The organism is Sphingopyxis sp. SCN 67-31 (assembly GCF_001725095.1).
In genome coordinates this window covers 71863-87765 of record NZ_MEFH01000053.1, presented here as the reverse complement: position 1 = coordinate 87765, position 15903 = coordinate 71863, and the positions used below count along the sequence as shown (strand labels likewise).

The 15903-nt window shown below is 68.7% G+C and carries 9 protein-coding genes; 7 read left to right on the top strand and 2 right to left on the bottom strand.

Annotated features, from left to right (window positions below; translation table 11 throughout):
- Positions 1-2301, bottom strand: a complete 2301-nt coding sequence (locus tag ABS88_RS08070) for a bifunctional salicylyl-CoA 5-hydroxylase/oxidoreductase (RefSeq protein WP_076073700.1) — start codon at positions 2299-2301, stop codon at positions 1-3.
- Positions 2302-2436: 135 nt separating this feature from the next.
- Between ABS88_RS08070 and ABS88_RS08065 the strand changes: the two genes are divergently transcribed.
- Entirely contained in the window at positions 2437-3609 is a 1173-nt protein-coding gene (locus ABS88_RS08065) for a pyridoxal phosphate-dependent aminotransferase (RefSeq protein WP_286749587.1), read from the top strand.
- Between the two features lie 43 nt (positions 3610-3652).
- Positions 3653-5305, top strand: coding sequence for a DUF885 family protein (locus ABS88_RS08060; RefSeq protein ID WP_104959285.1), 1653 nt, complete (start codon positions 3653-3655; stop codon positions 5303-5305).
- A 21-nt stretch (positions 5306-5326) separates the two neighbouring features.
- Here the strand turns inward: ABS88_RS08060 and ABS88_RS08055 are convergent, their stop codons facing one another.
- Entirely contained in the window at positions 5327-10063 is a 4737-nt protein-coding gene (locus ABS88_RS08055; protein ID WP_104959286.1) for an autotransporter domain-containing protein, read from the bottom strand.
- 175 nt (positions 10064-10238) lie between these two features.
- On the opposite strand from ABS88_RS08055, the gene ABS88_RS08050 reads away from it, so the two are divergent.
- From ABS88_RS08050 to ABS88_RS08030, 5 genes are all read left to right on the top strand, one after another.
- Positions 10239-11336 (top strand): helix-turn-helix transcriptional regulator, encoded by a 1098-nt coding sequence (locus ABS88_RS08050; RefSeq protein WP_158682037.1) that lies wholly within the window; start codon positions 10239-10241, stop codon positions 11334-11336.
- A gap of 44 nt (positions 11337-11380) precedes the next feature.
- Positions 11381-11857, top strand: coding sequence for an OsmC family protein (locus ABS88_RS08045; protein ID WP_076073709.1), 477 nt, complete (start codon positions 11381-11383; stop codon positions 11855-11857).
- An 89-nt stretch (positions 11858-11946) separates the two neighbouring features.
- On the top strand, positions 11947-12945 hold the full coding sequence (hemB, locus tag ABS88_RS08040) for a porphobilinogen synthase (RefSeq protein WP_076077486.1): 999 nt from the start codon (positions 11947-11949) through the stop codon (positions 12943-12945).
- Positions 12946-12958: 13 nt separating this feature from the next.
- On the top strand, positions 12959-15214 hold the full coding sequence (locus ABS88_RS08035) for a fused MFS/spermidine synthase (protein WP_104959288.1): 2256 nt from the start codon (positions 12959-12961) through the stop codon (positions 15212-15214).
- Positions 15211-15768, top strand: coding sequence for a gamma carbonic anhydrase family protein (locus ABS88_RS08030; RefSeq protein ID WP_067105378.1), 558 nt, complete (start codon positions 15211-15213; stop codon positions 15766-15768). The genes ABS88_RS08035 and ABS88_RS08030 overlap by 4 nt, the downstream gene beginning before the upstream one ends.
- The last annotated feature ends 135 nt before the right edge of the window (positions 15769-15903 follow it).

The following is a 15903-nucleotide window of genomic DNA, read 5'->3' as shown; positions in this document are numbered from 1 at the left end:
TCAGCCCCGCAGGGCGGCTTCCTGTTCGGCCGCACGCTTCATGTTGCGCGCGAGCTGGCTCATCCCGTTCAGATAGGGGGAGGGCACCGCGGCGCCGCGATAGTCGTGCTGCGCCGCGGCGCGCAGCGTCCACATCGGATCGATCATGTGCGGGCGCCCGAGCGCGACGAGGTCGGCGCGGCCGGCGGCGAGGATCGAATTGACATGGTCGGGTTCGAAGATGTTGCCGACCGCCATCGTCGACACGCGCGCCTCGTTGCGGACCTGGTCGGCGAAGGGAGTCTGGAACATGCGGCCATAAACGGGCTTGCAATCGGCCCAGGTCTGGCCGGCGGACACGTCGATCAGGTCGGCGCCCGCGGCGCGAAATGCCTCGGCGATCAGCACTGCCTCGTCGGGCGTCACCCCGGCATCGCCCATCCAGTCGGTGGCGGAGATGCGGACCGACATCGGCCGTTCGGCGGGCCACGCCTCGCGCATCGCGGCGAAGACCTCGAGCGGGAAGCGCAGCCGGTTTTCGAGGCTGCCGCCATATTCGTCGGTGCGCCGGTTCTGGAGCGGCGTGATGAAGCTCGACAGGAGATAGCCGTGCGCGGCGTGCATCTCGACCATGTCGAAGCCGGCGTAGATCGCCATGCGCGTCGCCGCGACGAACTGGTCGCGCACCATGTCCATGTCGGCGCGCGTCATCGGACGGGGCGTCTGGTTCGATCCGCTCCACGGCACGTCGGACGCGGCGATCAGCGGCCAGTTGCCCTCGTCGAGCGGCTCGTCCATCCCTTCCCAGCCGATCTTCGTCGATCCCTTGGCGCCCGAATGGCCGAGCTGGAGGCATAGCTTCGCCTTGCTGTCGCGGTGGACGAACTCGGTGATGCGGCGCCACGCGGCGGCGTGTTCGGGCGTGTACATGCCGGGGCAGCCCGGGGTGATCCGCGCCTCGGGCGAGACGCAGGTCATCTCGGTATAGACCAGCCCCGCGCCGCCCTGCGCGCGAACGCCATAGTGGACGAAATGGAAATCGCCCGGCGTGCCGTCGACCGCCGAATACATCGCCATCGGCGACACGACGATGCGATTTTCGAGTTGCATGTCGCGCAGCTTGTAGGGGGCGAACATCGGCGGCGCGCCGGCGTCGCGGCCGCCGGGCGCCTGCGCCTGGAACCAGCGTTCGACGCTTTCGAGCCAGCGCTTGTCGCGCAGGCGCAGATTTTCGTGGCTGACGCGCTGCGAGCGGGTGAGCAGCGAGTAAGCGAACTGGATCGGCTGGAAGGGCAGGTAGCGGTCGAGCGTCTCGAACCATTCGGTCGAGTTGCGCGCGCTGTTCTGCAGCTTCAGCACCTCGATGCTGCGTTCGGCCTGATATTCCTCCAGCGCCTGGGCGCGGGCGAGACCCGGGCGGTTGAGCACCTCGGCAAGCTTGATCGCGTCCTCGAGCGCCAGCTTGGTTCCCGATCCGATCGAGAAATGCGCGGTGTGCGCCGCGTCGCCGAGCAGGACGAACTTGTCGTGCGACCATTGGCCGGTGATGATGCGCCGGAAGTTGAGCCACGCGGCCGAGCCGCGCAGATGCGACGCGTTCGACATCAGCTTGTTGCCGTCGAGATATTTGGCGAACACGCGCTCGCTCCACGCGATCGCCTCGTCGGGGCCTTGCCGGTCGAGGCCCAGCTTTTCCCACGTTTCGGGCGCCATCTCGACAATAAAGGTCGAGAGATTGTCGTCGAAGCGATAGGCATGCGCCCACACCCAGCCTTCTTCGAGCTGCTCGAAGGCGAAGGTGAAGGCGTCGAACGTCTTGTGCGTGCCGAGCCAGATATAGCGGTTGCGGCGGGTCTGGATGTCGACGTCGAAATGCTCGGCATAGGCGTCGCGGATGCGGCTGTTGGCGCCATCGGCGGCGATGACGAGGTCGTAATCGACCCAGTCGGCGAGATCGGGCCCCATCTCGGTTTCGAAATGGAAACGGACGCCCAGTTCGCGGGCGCGGTCCTGCAGGATGCGGAGCAGCCGCTTGCGGCCGATGCCGATGAAGCCGTGCCCGGTCGACCGGATGCATTCGCCGTGGATATGGACGTCGATGTCGTCCCAATGCGCGAATTCGTCGCGGATCGTCGCCCCGCTGACGGGATCGTTCGCCATCAGATTCTCGACCGTCTGGTCGGAAAAGACCACGCCCCAGCCGAAGGTGTCGTCGGCGCGGTTGCGCTCGAACACGTCGACCTGGTGCGCGGGGTCGCGCAGCTTCATCGAGATGGCGAAATAGAGGCCGGCCGGGCCGCCGCCCACGCATGCGATCTTCACTGCGAACGACTCCCTACCGTTGACGATGCGGCGATTCCTAAGCCCATGCCGGAAAAGCTTCAAGCCTAAAATTTTAAGCTTGAAATATCATATATCATGCAATTATTCACGTGTATGGACAGCATTGGAGGCATGATGATGAAGTGGCCGGCACAGCGTCTGACGACGGGATCGAAGAAAAGCTTCGGCATGTATGACGAGGCGGCGAAGCTCGATGCGCAGGGCGCCGACCTGATCCACCTCGAATTCGGACGGCCGCACGCCGACACGCCGGTGCATATCAAGGAAGCGGCGAAGGCGGCGCTCGACGCGGGCATCGTCCACTATGGCGATTTCCGCGGCACGCTGTCGTTCCGGCAGGCGCTGGTCGAAAAGCTGCGCAGCTTCAACGGCCTCGATTACGGCGTCGACGAGGTGCTGGTGACGAACGGGCTGACGCATGCGTCGTTCGCCGCGTTCATGGCGGCGCTCGACCCGGGCGACGAGGTCATCCTGCTCGATCCCTATTATCCGCAGCATGTCGGCAAGGCCGAACTCGCCGGCGGCAAGGTAGTGATCGCCGAGCTCGACAAGGCCGACAATTTCGCGATCTCGAAGGAGAAGATCGCGGCGAAGATCACCGACAGGACCCGGATGATCGTGCTGATCAACCCCGCCAACCCGACCGGCCGCGTCTATAGCCGCGCCGAGCTTCAGGCGGTCGCCGACCTGGCGATCGCGCACGACCTGCTCGTGCTGTCGGACGAGGTCTATGAATATATCACCTATGGCCAGGCGCCGCATGTCAGCATCGCGAGCCTGCCGGGGATGCGCGAGCGCACCATCACCTGCTTCGCCTTCACCAAGGCCTATTCGATGGACGGCTGGCGGGTCGGCTATCTGACCGCCGATGCCCGCCTGATGCCCGCGATCCTGCGCATCACCATGACCGACGTGACGCATGTCAACGTCTTCGTCCAGGAGGGCGCGCGCGCCGCCGTCGAGGGGCCGCAGGACGCGATGCACGCGCTGGTCGAGGCCGACCGGCGCAAGCGCGACATCGTCGTCCAGGCGCTCAACCAGATGCCGGGCGTGACCTGCGCCGAGCCCGAAGGCACCATCTATGCCTTTCCCGACATCAGCGGCACCGGGCGCGGTTCGCAGGAGCTGGCGATGGCGATCCTGCAGGAGGCGCATGTCGTCGTCGAATCGGGCAGCTTTTACGGACCGAGCGGCGAAGGCCACCTGCGCATCTGTTTCGGATCGGAATCGGAGGCGCGCGTAAGCGAGGCGATGGACCGGCTCACCCGCTTCTTCAACACGCTGTAGCCCGGCCGTGCGCGCCGCGACGGAAGGACGAAAGGGAAATGCCATGAGAAAGACGCTCCACCTCGCCGCCGCGCTGACCGCGATGCCGCTGCTGTCGCTTGCCGCGGCGGCGCCGCTCGCCGCGCAGGAACAGGCCGCGCGCCCGGACCATGGGGCGCTCGTCGCGCTCTACGACGCGTTCCGCGCCTTCGTGCCGCCGCCGATGGTGAAGGGCGTCCCCGATTATTCGCCGCCGGCGATGGCGAAGCAATATGAGGAGCTGAAGCGGTTCCAGGCCCGGCTCGCGGCGATCGACGACAGCGGCTGGCCGGTGTCCGAGCGCGTCGATTACATGGTCGTGCTCGCGGAAATGCGCGGGCTGGAATTCCAGCACCGCGTCGTTCAGCCGTGGAAGCGCGACCCCGCTTTCTACAGCACCACCAACCTCGGCTTCGGGCCGAAGATGCACGGCGCGATCGCGATCCCGAAACTGCCGCTGCCCAAGGACAAGCTGGCCGAGTTCACGGCGCGGCTGAACGCCGTGCCCGAAGCGTTGCGCCAGGCGCGCGTCAACCTGACCGAGCCGCGCGGCGACCTCGCCCGGCTGGGAATCGCGCAGAAGCAGGTCGAGATGAACGTCTATGGCGAACTCGCGGCGCGGGCGGCGCAGGTGCAGCCCGCGCTGGTCGCACCGGCGAAGCGGGCGCAGGCCGCCGCCGCGGAGTTCAAGGCGTGGCTCGAAAGCATCGAGGCGGGGCTTCCGGCGCACGGCGGCGTCGGCCGGGACAATTATGCCTGGTATCTGAAGAACGTCCTGCTGCTGCCCTATACGCCCGAGGACATCGCCGTGATCGGCGAGCGCGAATATCAGCGGCAGGTGGCCTTCCTGAAGATCGAGGAGCATCGCAACCGCCACATCGCGATGCCCGAGCCGGTGCAGACGCGCGCCGAATTCGACGCCAAGCGCAAGGCCGAGGACGAGGATCTGCTGAAATTCCTGCGCGACGGCGACTGGGTGACGATCCCCGATTATGTGCAGCACGATCCCGAGGAGGGGCCGTATCAGTTCCCGTTCGAGAAGGACCCGGCCAAGCCGGGGCTGTTCGATCCGCCGCTGCATCTCCATTTCTTCTTCCAGGCGGAGTTCCGCGACGGGCGCCCGCTGCGCGCGCACAACCTGCCCGGCCACGCCTTCGACGCGCTGCAGGCGGCGCGCGACACGCGGCCGATCCGCGGCAAGCCGCGCCTGTTCTTCGTCAACGGCCTGCGCAACGAGGGCTGGGCCTTTTACCTGGAAGAGATGATCCTGCAGGCCGGGCTGCTCGAGGACCGGCCCAAGACGCGCGAGATCGACTATATCCTGGGCGCGAAGCGCGCCGCGCGCATCCTGCCCGAGCTGAAGATGCAGGCGAACGAATGGACCTGGAAGCAGGCCAACGCCTCGCTGATCGCGCGCACGCCGAAGTGGATGGAGCCCGGCGACGCGGTGGCGCAGTTCGATATCGAGCTTTATCTGCGCCAGCCCGGCTATGGCATCGGCTATTACATGGGGAAGGTCGAGCTCGAGAAACTGCTCGCCGACGTCGCGATGCAGGAAGGCGACAGGTTCGACATCAAATCCTTCCACGACCGTTTCCGCGCCGCCGGGTCGATCCCGATCTCGCTCATCCGCTGGGAAATGACCGGCCGCGACGACGAGATCCGGGCGCTGCGGTAAGCCGCCGCGCGGCCACCCCCGTCAGAAGGCGACCCGCGCCGTGATCCGCGCGCCGTGGCTCTGGCGGCCCGACGCGAGGGCGCCGCTGTAGGCCGCGCCGATGTGGAAGCCGCCCGCGCGATAGTCGAAGCCGGCCTCGACCTCCGCCGCATTCTTCGGGATCGCGCTGCCGCGGATCGCGAACGATGGTCCGCCCGCGACGAACCGGCCGTTCGCCAGCGCGGCGCGGTCGCCGAACGCGCGGTTCCACGCCAGCGACGCATAGGGCTGAAAGCCCGGCGCGTCGGCGTTGAGGCGCCCGCGGACGCCGAGGCTGAGGAAGCTGCTGTCCTGCCCCGCGTCGGCGACGGCGAGCGCGCCGCTGCCGCCCGTCTCCGCGAAATCGTCGCTGCGGATGCGGACATGGGCGAGGCGCGCGAAGGGCGTGATCGCGGCGCTGCCCGCCGCCAGATCATATCCCATTTCGCCGAAGAGCTGGAGCGTGTCGGCGTCGCGGCCGGAGGTCAGCGTCTGGGCGAGCGGCGCGACGGTGACGGTGCGGCTGGTGTCGATGGCGTGCCAGCCATAGCTGACCCCGAGCGCGCCGCCGAAGCCCGCGCCGGTGCCGTAGCGGGCATGGAGCGCCAGATATTTGCTGTCGACGTCCGCATGGTCGCCGCGGCCGCCCTGCCGGAAATCGGAGTTGCCGATGCCCGCGGAGAGCGCCGCCGCGAAGCCGTTGCCGCCGATGCCGACGCCGGCGACCAGCCCCTTGTGATCGGTGTCCATCGCGCGCTGGCCGCCGCGGGCATCGAAATCGCCCCAGCCGCCGAAGGCCGATCCCCACACGAACAGGCCGCTTTCGTCCGGGACGGGAAGGCCGAGCAGGGCGCCGCGCAGATGGCGGCTCTCGTCGGTCAGCCCGCTGACCGCGCCCGAAAGCAGCTCGCCCGACAGCTCGGTATAGGCCGCCTGGGCGGTCGCCGCGCTCTGCACGAGCACCGCCTCGAACAGCGGATTGTCGAAACCGAGCGATTCGATGGCCGTGGCGACGCCCGTCTGGTTGAACCCCAGCGCGACGTCGGCGAAACCGATGTCGTTGCGATAGAGCGACAGGGTCACGCGGTCGGGGCCGTAGCGCAGCAGCGGATCGAGGAAGGCGAGGTTCGACGTCACCGATCCGAAGCGTCCCTCGACGCCGCCCGCGCCGGTCAGGATGACATAGTCGGTGCGCGGCCGGTAATCGCCGCTCTCCGCCAGCACCGCGACCTTCGCCGTGGCGCTGATCGTGACCCGGCCCGTCGCGTCGATCCGGTCGGCCTCGCCCGCGGCATTGGCCTCGACCTCATAGGTCGACCCGGCCGCGAACGCGAGGTCGCCGGCGACCGTCAGGCGCCCGATCGAGTTGCCGGGCGCGATGATGCCCCCCGCGGCCGCGGTGGTCGAGCCGACCGTGCCGTTGCCGCCGAGCACGCCGCCCGCATTGATCGTCACCGGCGAGGCGATCGAACCGTTGACCGCGAGCGTGCCGCCGTTGATCGTCGTCGGCCCGGTGTAGACATTGTCGCCGGTCAGGTTCAGCGTCCCGGCGCCGGTCTTGACGAGGCCGCCGGTCCCCGAAATCGTCCCGCCGAACGCGCTGTTGTCGTCCTGATCGACGGTCAACCGGTTGGCGCCGACGACGACCTGCGAATTATCCTCGCCCGACAGGCCGCCGATCACCTGATCCGTGCCGGTGATGTCGAGCGTCCCCCCGGCGCCGAGGTCGAACTGCGTTTCCGGCGCGATGACGCCGCCGATGCGGACCGCACCGCCGAAGATGTTGGTGACGCCCTGAAAGCTGTAATCGCCGAGGAAGGCCAGCGTGCCGGCGCCGCGCTTGTCGAGGATGCCGCTGCCCGAAAAGGCGCCGAGGAAATCATAGCTGTCGGAGCGGTCGAAGACGAAGCGGCCGTCGTTGACGATTCCGCCCGCAAAGCTTCCTTCGGTGCCGCCCGCACCGAGCGTGAAGACCCCGTCGCCCTGTGTCCGGACGTCGCCGGCGAGCTGCCCGGTCAGGACGAGCCCGCCGTTCGCGATCGTCGTACCGCCGCTGTGGGCCATGTTGGCGGTGTCGAGCGTGAGCACGGCGTCGCCGACGAGCTCGACCGCGCCCGTTCCCGTCATGGCGATGTCCGCGAAGCCGGACAGCGCGGCATCGTCGTCGAAATCGAGCACGAGCCGCCCGGCGTTCGCCACCGACGCGGTACCGATCGGGTTCGCCCCGGCGGCTTCGTTGATGTGCAGCGCTGCGCCCGCGCCGATCGACACGGTATCGAAGGCGCCGACCGCCCCCGAGGTCGACCAATAGCCCGCGTCGACGTTCAATATCTCGAAATCATGCGCCGCGCCGAGCATCTGCGCGGTCGTGAGTTCCAATATGTCGCCTTCGAGAGCGAGCGTGTCGGTGCCCGCCCCCGCTTCGATCGCGCCGGTGATCGTGCTGCCCGTGCGCAATGTCACCACGTCGTCATAGTCGCCGAGTTCGATGGCGACGCCTGCGCCGCCGCGCAGCGTGCCGCTATTCTCGACGGTCGCCCGGACGTAGCTGGTCAGCGCCGCGCCGTCGGCGCTGGCGATCGTGCCGCTGTTGACGATGCTCGCGGTGAAGCCGTCGGGCCCGCCCGCATCGCCCTGCACCAGCACGCCGCCGACCGTGCCGTCGATGGTGCCGGCGTTGGCGATCGTGCCGCCGCCCGACAGGATGATGCCGAACCGCTCGCCGATGATCGTGCCGGCGGCGGCATTGGAGACCTGTGCGACATAATCGGCCTGCGCCTGCGCATCGTGGCGGAAGATCGAGATGCCGTCGGCGAGGCTGGCGCCGGTGCCGCTGATCGTACCGCTGTTGGTGACGCGGCCGCCGCCCATCAGGCGAAGCCCGTCGTTGCTTTCGCCCGCTATGGTGCCGCTGTTCGAGACCTCGGTCGCCGCCGCGAAAGTGATGAGGTTGTTCGTGCCCGGCTCGCGGAAATCGCCCGCGACGATGCCGCCGCCCGCGCCCGAAATGACGCCCGCGTTGACGATGCGCGATTCGCCGGCCGAGACGAAGACGCCGGCGTCGGACGCCGCGGCGCCGTTGCCGCGGATCGTGCCGGCGTTGGCGATATCGACAGCCCCCAGCCGCGCCAGCACGCCCGACGTCGCGCCGGCGATCGTGCCCCCGGCCCGGTTGTCGATCGTCAGCGCGCCCGACTGGTTGTTGGCGATGCCGGAGCCTGCCGTTCCGGTGATGGCGCCGCTGTTTTCAAGCGACGCCTGTTCGAGGATGCCGCCGAAGGTGGCGCCGTCGGCGCCGGTCAGCGTGCCGCTGTTGCGGATCGCGGCCGATCCGCCGAGGATCGGGTCGCTCTGGACGGCGATGGCCGCCAACCCACCGCGGATCGTGCCGGCGTTGGCGATGGCGGACGGTCCGGAGAGGATGGCGCCGAAACGGTCGCCGGTGATCAGGCCGCTGGCCGCATTGTCGAGGCTGACGATCTCGCCCGGCCGCAGGGCCGAAGCGAGCATCGAGACGCCGTCGGTCAGCGATCCCGACATCCCCCGGATCGTGCCGCTGTTGACGACGGTGCCGCCCCCCATCAGCCGGATGCCGTCGTTGTTTTCGCCGATGATGGTGCCGCTGTTGCGGATCGACGTGGCCCCGGCGTTCGATTCGAAGCTGTCGGTTTCCGGGTTGTAATAGGCGTCGGTCACGATGCCGAAGGTCGCTCCGCTTATCGTGCCGCTGTTGACGATCGACGATGTCCCTGCCAGCAGGACGACGCCGCCGTCGGGCGTGGTATTGCCCGCATCGGCGCCGTTGCCGCGAATGACGCCGTCGTTGTTGACGGTGACGCCGCCAAAGCGCGCGACAATCGCGGACCGGGCGCCCGTGATCTGGCCCCCGTCGCGATTGTCGACGACGAGCACGCCCGGCTGGTCGTTGACGATGCCATGGCGCGCCGTACCGGCGATGGTGCCGCTATTGTCGAGCGATGCCTGTTCGAGGATGCCGCCGAAGGTGACGCCGTCGCCGCCGGTCAGCGTGCCGCCGTTGCGGATCGCTGCCGTTCCGCCGAGGATCGGATCGCTCTGCACCGCGATCGCCGCCTCGCCGCCGCTGATCGCGCCGGCATTGTCGATGGTGGACGGGCCGGTCAGGATCGCGCCGAACCGCGCCCCCGCGATCGTGCCGCCCGCCGCATTGTCGAGGGTGACCGCTTCGCCCGGCGTCAGGGCCGACGCCAGCATCGAGACGCCGTCGGTCAGCGATCCCGACAGGCCCCGGATCGATCCGCTGTTGATGACGCTGCCGCCGCCGAACAGGCGGATGCCGTCGTTCTGGCTGCCGGTGATCTGTCCGCTGTTCTCGACGCGGGTCCGCGGGGCGTTCGATTCGAAGCTGTCGGTTCCGGCGTCGTAATAGACATCGGTGGCGATGCCGAACATCGTTCCGTCGATCGTGCCGCTGTTGACGATGTGCGACGAACCGGCGCGAAGGACGATGCCGCCGTCGGGGCTGTCGTTGCTGCCGCTGGTGCCGTTGCCGCAGATCGCCCCGGCGTTGGTCACGTCGACGGGACCATTGTTCGCCAGGATGCCGATCCGGTCGCCGCAGACGGTCTGCGCCGGCCCGACGTCGATCGACAGGCGCGCGGCCTGATCGTTGGCGATGCCGACGGTCTGGGCCTGCGCCGCGGCGGCCGGGACCAGGAAGGCCGAAGAAATGAGAAACCGTTGCTTCAGTGAAAGAATCATGCCCTGTCCCCGTTGTTCGTTTTTGGCGCCGCGCGTGCGGCTTCTGCTCATCGAAGCGCCGTAGCGGGGGGGATGGCGGGGGGCATCACCACTAATGGGGAATTCTGCGCCATTCGGGCGACATCCAAACGCACCGAAAATTTGACAGCGCGCGCCATTTTCCTAATCTGTGCAGATGGATGCGAGGGGGTATCTGGAAACGCGCGAGGCCCTGATCCAGGCACCGTTCGAGCCGGCGCGCTGGGCCGATGCGCTGACGTCGCTCGCGTCGCTGTGCCACGCGACCAGCGCCCAGCTGCTTTCGTTCGGGCCGACCCGCTTCAATCCGATGGTGGCGCCGGGCGTCGGCGAGGCCGATGTGATGGATTTCCTGGCCATCGGCGGCATGGACCCGGCGACGAATCATGGCCTTGCCGCCATGCTGCGCGCGGATGCCGGGCATGTGGTGACGGACAGCGAATATCTGTCGGACCACGACCGCCGCCGCGATCCCCTCTACAACGAGTTCTTCGCGAAATATGACGGCCATTTCGTCAGCAGCGGCGTCCTGTTCCGCGAAGGAGGCAGGCTGCGCAACCTCAACCTTTTCCACCATCGCCGGCAGCAGGGGCTGGGGCCGAACGAATCGGGCCTGATGGCGCGGTTGCTGCCGCATTTCGCCAAGGCCGTCGACCTGTCGATCCAGCTGGAAGGACGCGCCGCATCGCTGAGCACGAACGCGATCGAGCAGGCCGGCCCGGCGACGATCCTGTGCCAGGCCGACGGAAAGATCGTCGCCGCCGGCCGCAAGGCCGAGGCGATGCTGTCGCGGGGCGATGTCGTCGGCGCGCGCGACGGGCGGCTGCGCCTGTCGTGCCGCGAGGCGCAGGCCGAACTGGATATGCGAATCGCGGCGGCGGCGCGGCGGTTCGCGCCCGAATCGGGCAGCGTGATGGTGCAGCGCCCCTGCGACCGGCGCATCCGCATCGCATGCGTGCCGGTCCCCGAAGGCGATCACAACCGCTTTCTCGAACCGCTGGCCTTGCTGATGATCCGCGACGACGACCGGCCGATGCTCGACCGCCGGGCGGTGGGACGGACCTTCGCGCTCACCGAAGCCGAGACCAGCATCGCCGAACTGCTGATCGAAGGCGCGTCCTCCTCCCGCATCGCCGAGGTGCGGGGCGTTTCGGTGGAAACGGTCAACAGCCAGATCAAGTCCATCCTGTCCAAGACCGGATGTTCCAAGCGCTCCGAAATCCCGAACCTGATGCGGATGTATCTGTCGCTGTAGCGCGGCGGCGCCTATAGACGAGGTGTATCGACCGGGAGGCTGCGATGAGCGGGAAGACGCATGGATATGAGGTGCGCGTCGTCTGGACCGGAAACGACGGGACGGGGACCCGGACCTATCGCGGCTACCGGCGCGATCATCAGATCGCGGCCCCGGGAAAGGCGCCGATCGCCGGGTCTTCCGATCCCGCCTTTCGCGGCGACCCCGCGCGGTGGAATCCGGAGGAACTGCTCGTGGCGTCGCTGTCGGCGTGCCACAAGCTCTGGTATCTGGGCCTTTGCTCGCAATCGGGCGTCAATGTCCTGTCCTATGAGGACGATGCACGCGGCGCCATGATCGAGGAGCCCGGCGGCGCGGGGCAGTTCACCGCCGTCGTGCTGCGGCCGCGCGTCGTGATCGACGCCGCGTCGGACGCGGCGCTCGCGCGCGATCTGCACCGCAAGGCGCACGCCATGTGCTTCATCGCGCGATCGGTGAATTTCCCGGTCGAGGCCGAGCCCGAGATCGTCGTCGCCGCCTGAACCGTGCGCCGCGGAAAATCCTCTTCCTCCCGGCCGCACGGGTCATCCGGCGCTTTGCGGCGCGGCCAAGCGCCGCTATGGACGCCCGCATGACTCACGCTGCCTTTCCCGACCTGCGCCTCCGCCGCACCCGCCGCACCGCCTGGAGCCGCGCGATGGTGCGCGAGCATCGCCTGACCCCGTCGAACCTGATCTGGCCGCTGTTCGTCTGCCAAGGCGAGGGGACCGAGGAACCGATCGCGAGCCTGCCGGGCGTGTCGCGCTGGTCGGTCGACCGGCTCGTCGACCGTGCGAAGGATGCGGTCGCCGCCGGCATCCCCTGCCTCGCGCTCTTTCCCTACACCCAGCCCGAGCGGCGCAGCGGGGACGGCGCCGAGGCGCTCAACCCCGACAATCTGATGTGCCGCGCGACCGCGGCGGTCAAGGATGCGCTCGGCGACGCCATCGGCGTGCTCACCGACGTCGCGCTCGATCCCTATACCAGCCACGGGCAGGACGGGCTGATCGACGAGGCGGGCTATGTCCTCAACGACGAGACGGTCGAAGTGCTGGTCGGGCAGGCGCTGTGTCAGGCGCGCGCCGGCGCCGACATCATCGCGCCCAGCGACATGATGGACGGCCGCGTCGGCGCGATCCGCGAGGCGCTGGAGATCGAAGGGTTCGGCCATGTCCAGATCATGGCCTATTCGGCCAAATATGCGTCGGCCTTCTATGGCCCGTTCCGCGACGCGGTCGGATCGCGCGGGCTGCTGAAGGGCGACAAGAAGACCTATCAGATGGACCCCGCCAATGTCGAAGAGGCGCTGCGCGAGGTGGAGCAGGATCTGGCCGAAGGCGCCGACAGCGTGATGGTCAAGCCGGGCCTGCCCTATCTCGACGTGGTGCGCGCGGTGAAGGATGCCTTCGCCGTGCCCGTCTACGCCTATCAGGTGTCGGGCGAATATGCGATGATCGAGGCCGCGGCGGCGGCCGGGGCGGGCGAGCGCGATGCGCTGGTCCTCGAAACGCTGCTCGCTTTCCGCCGCGCCGGCGCGTCGGGCGTGCTCACCTATCACGCGCTCCACGCGGCGCGGCTGCTGGGCGCCTGATACGGTGCCGCGCATGACCGCGGTCGCCTCGCCGCGCCGCTGGCTGTTCGTGCTGACGATCCTCGTCGGCAGTTTCCTGCTCTTCCTCGTCCAGCCGATGGTCGCGCGGATGGTGCTGCCGCGGCTCGGCGGGGCGCCCGCAGTGTGGAACAGCGCGATGCTCGTCTATCAGGCGCTGCTGCTCGGCGGCTATGCCTATGCGCACTGGCTCGGCCGCTTCGCGGTGCGGCGGCAGGCGGCCATCCACATCGCGCTGCTGCTCGCGGCCGCGCTGTGGCTGCCGATCGGCATCGCGCAGCTTCCGCCGCCCGCGCCGGGTCAGGAGGCGCTGTGGGTGCCGCTGCTGCTCGCGGCGTCGATCGGCCCGGTCTTCTTCGCGGTCGCCGCGCAGGCGCCGCTGATGCAGCGCTGGTTCGCCGCCGATCCGCGGGCGGGCGATCCCTACATGCTCTATGCGGCATCGAACCTGGGCAGCTTCGCCGGGCTGATCAGCTATCCCGCGCTCGTCGAGCCGGCGCTGCCGCTCGCCGTGCAGAGCTGGGGGTGGAGCGCGGGCTATGCGCTGCTGGTGCTGCTCGTCGCGGCGAGCGCCGCGGCGCGGTGGCGCGGCGGGGCGGACATGGCCGGGGACGGCGGCGGCGCCGAAGCGCGGCCGACCGTGCGCCACCAGCTTCGCTGGCTGCTGATCGCCGCGGTGCCGTCGGGGCTGATGCTATCGACGACGACGCACCTGACCACCGATATCGTCGCGATGCCGCTGCTGTGGGTGCTGCCGCTGGGCCTCTATCTGCTGAGCTTCGTCATCGCCTTCGCGGCCGCGCGCGCGCCGGCGCGCATCGCCATCGTCATCGCGCCGGCGGTGCTGCTGGGGGTCGGCGGGCTCGCGCTGCTCAGCACGGGGGGCGCCGCGATGCTGATCGCGATCGCCAGCCTGGGGATGCTGTTCGTCGTCGCGACGGCGCTCCATGCGCATCTCTACGACCTGCGCCCCGCGCCGCGCTATCTGACGCTTTTCTATCTCGTCATGTCGGCGGGCGGGGTGCTCGGCGGCCTGTTCGCCGCGCTGGCCGCGCCGCTGCTGTTCGACTGGGTCTACGAGCATCCGCTGCTCGTCCTCGCCGCGGCGCTGCTGCTGCCGCTGCCGCCGCTGCTGGCGTGGGAGAAATGGACGCATCTGTCGGCCGGCGCGACGCGCATCATGGTGGCGCTGTTCGTCCTGATCGCGCTGTTCGCCAGCTTTCATCTCGTCCGGACATGGACCGGCGAATTCGCGGGGCCGGCGCTGCTGTGGGGCGGCTTCATCTTCGCGATCGGGCTGCTGGTGACGCGCTGGCGCTGGGCCTATGCGACGGTGCTGGCGCTGCTGATGGTCGGGCTCGGCGGCTGGAGCACGCTGCACGACAGCCTCTCGGACATGCGCGTGCGCAGCTATTTCGGCGTCTATACCGTCACCGACGATCCCTGGCGCCACCAGCGCCGGCTCGCGCACGGAACGACGCTGCACGGCCTGCAGCGCACCGACGCGGGGCATGAGCTCGACCCCACGACCTATTATGGCCCGCAATCGGGGGTCGGTCTCGCGCTCGACCGGATCGAGGCGCTCGCCGGGCCGGGGGCTTCGGTCGGAATCGTCGGGCTCGGCGCCGGGACGCTCAGCTGCTATCGCCGGCCGGGCCAGCACTGGACGATCTTCGAGATCGACCCGGTGATGGTCGACATCGCGCGCGACCCGACGAAATTCACCTTCCTGTCGCGCTGCGCGCCACATGCGCCGGTGGTGATCGGCGACGCGCGGCTGCAGATCGCGGGCCAGCCCGCGGGGCGCTTCGACATCCTCGTCATCGACGCCTTTTCGTCGGATGCGATCCCGCTGCACCTGCTGACGCGCGAGGCGATCGGCATCTATGCGCGCGCGCTCAAGCCCGACGGGCTGCTGCTCATCCACATCTCGAACCGCTTCTTCAACCTCGAACCCGTGCTCGATGCTGAGGCGAAGGCGCGCGGCTGGGCCGCGGCGATCCGCAACGACCCGGCGGGCCGCGGCGACGATCCCGACATGCTGACGCGGTCGAGCTGGGTCGCGCTCGCCGCGACGCCGCAGCGGCTCGCGCAGTTGACGGGACCCCTCAAGTCCGCCGACAAGGCGCATGAGGACGGCGCGTGGATCGCGCTTGCCGGCCGCCCGCATTTCGATCGCTGGACCGACGATTATGCGTCGACCCTGCCGATCCTCTATTGGAACCACATCTTCTTCGGACGCAGCGAATGACCCACAGCGATATCAGCATCATCAGCGTGAACGGCAAGACGCCGCGCATCGACCCCAGCGCCTTCATCGCGCCGGGGTGCCGGATCATCGGCGACGTCGAGATCGGGCCCGATGTCAGCATCTGGTACAATTGCGTGCTGCGCGCCGACGTCAGCCATATCCGCATCGGCGCGCGGTCGAACGTCCAGGACGGCAGCGTGATCCATTGCGACGGTCCGACCCCGCTCCGTCCCGACGGCTATCCGACGATCATCGGCGAAGACGTGCTGATCGGCCATCTGGCGATGGTGCACGGCTGCACGCTCGCCGACCGGGCGTTCGTCGGGCTGAAGGCGACGGTCATGAACGGCTGCCGCATCGGCAGCGACGCGATGCTGGCGGCGGGGGCGCTGCTGACCGAGCACAAGGAGATTCCGCCGCGCGAGCTGTGGGCCGGCGCGCCGGCGCGGCGCGTGCGCGACATCGACGACGCGCAGGCGGCCGGGATGCAGGCAGGCGTCGCCCATTATGTGCTCAACGGCCGCATGCACAAGGCGGCGGTGGAGGGGACTTAGACTCTGATGACTTTGGATTGACCTACTTCGTCATTGCGACCCCGGACCTGATCCGGGGGAAGCTATCCAGAGCGGTTACCGCACACTCTGGATTGCCGCGCGGCTTCGCCGCTCGCAATGACGATTCCATTCGAT

Coding starts and splice junctions, on each gene's coding strand:
- ABS88_RS08045 (WP_076073709.1), top strand. CDS start 11,381: ATGAGCGGGAAGACGCATGGATATGAGGTGCGCGTCGTCTGGACCGGA.
- ABS88_RS08035 (WP_104959288.1), top strand. CDS start 12,959: ATGACCGCGGTCGCCTCGCCGCGCCGCTGGCTGTTCGTGCTGACGATC.
- ABS88_RS08030 (WP_067105378.1), top strand. CDS start 15,211: ATGACCCACAGCGATATCAGCATCATCAGCGTGAACGGCAAGACGCCG.
- ABS88_RS08060 (WP_104959285.1), top strand. CDS start 3,653: ATGAGAAAGACGCTCCACCTCGCCGCCGCGCTGACCGCGATGCCGCTG.
- hemB (WP_076077486.1), top strand. CDS start 11,947: ATGACTCACGCTGCCTTTCCCGACCTGCGCCTCCGCCGCACCCGCCGC.
- ABS88_RS08055 (WP_104959286.1), bottom strand. CDS start 10,063: ATGATTCTTTCACTGAAGCAACGGTTTCTCATTTCTTCGGCCTTCCTG.
- ABS88_RS08050 (WP_158682037.1), top strand. CDS start 10,239: ATGGATGCGAGGGGGTATCTGGAAACGCGCGAGGCCCTGATCCAGGCA.
- ABS88_RS08065 (WP_286749587.1), top strand. CDS start 2,437: ATGATGAAGTGGCCGGCACAGCGTCTGACGACGGGATCGAAGAAAAGC.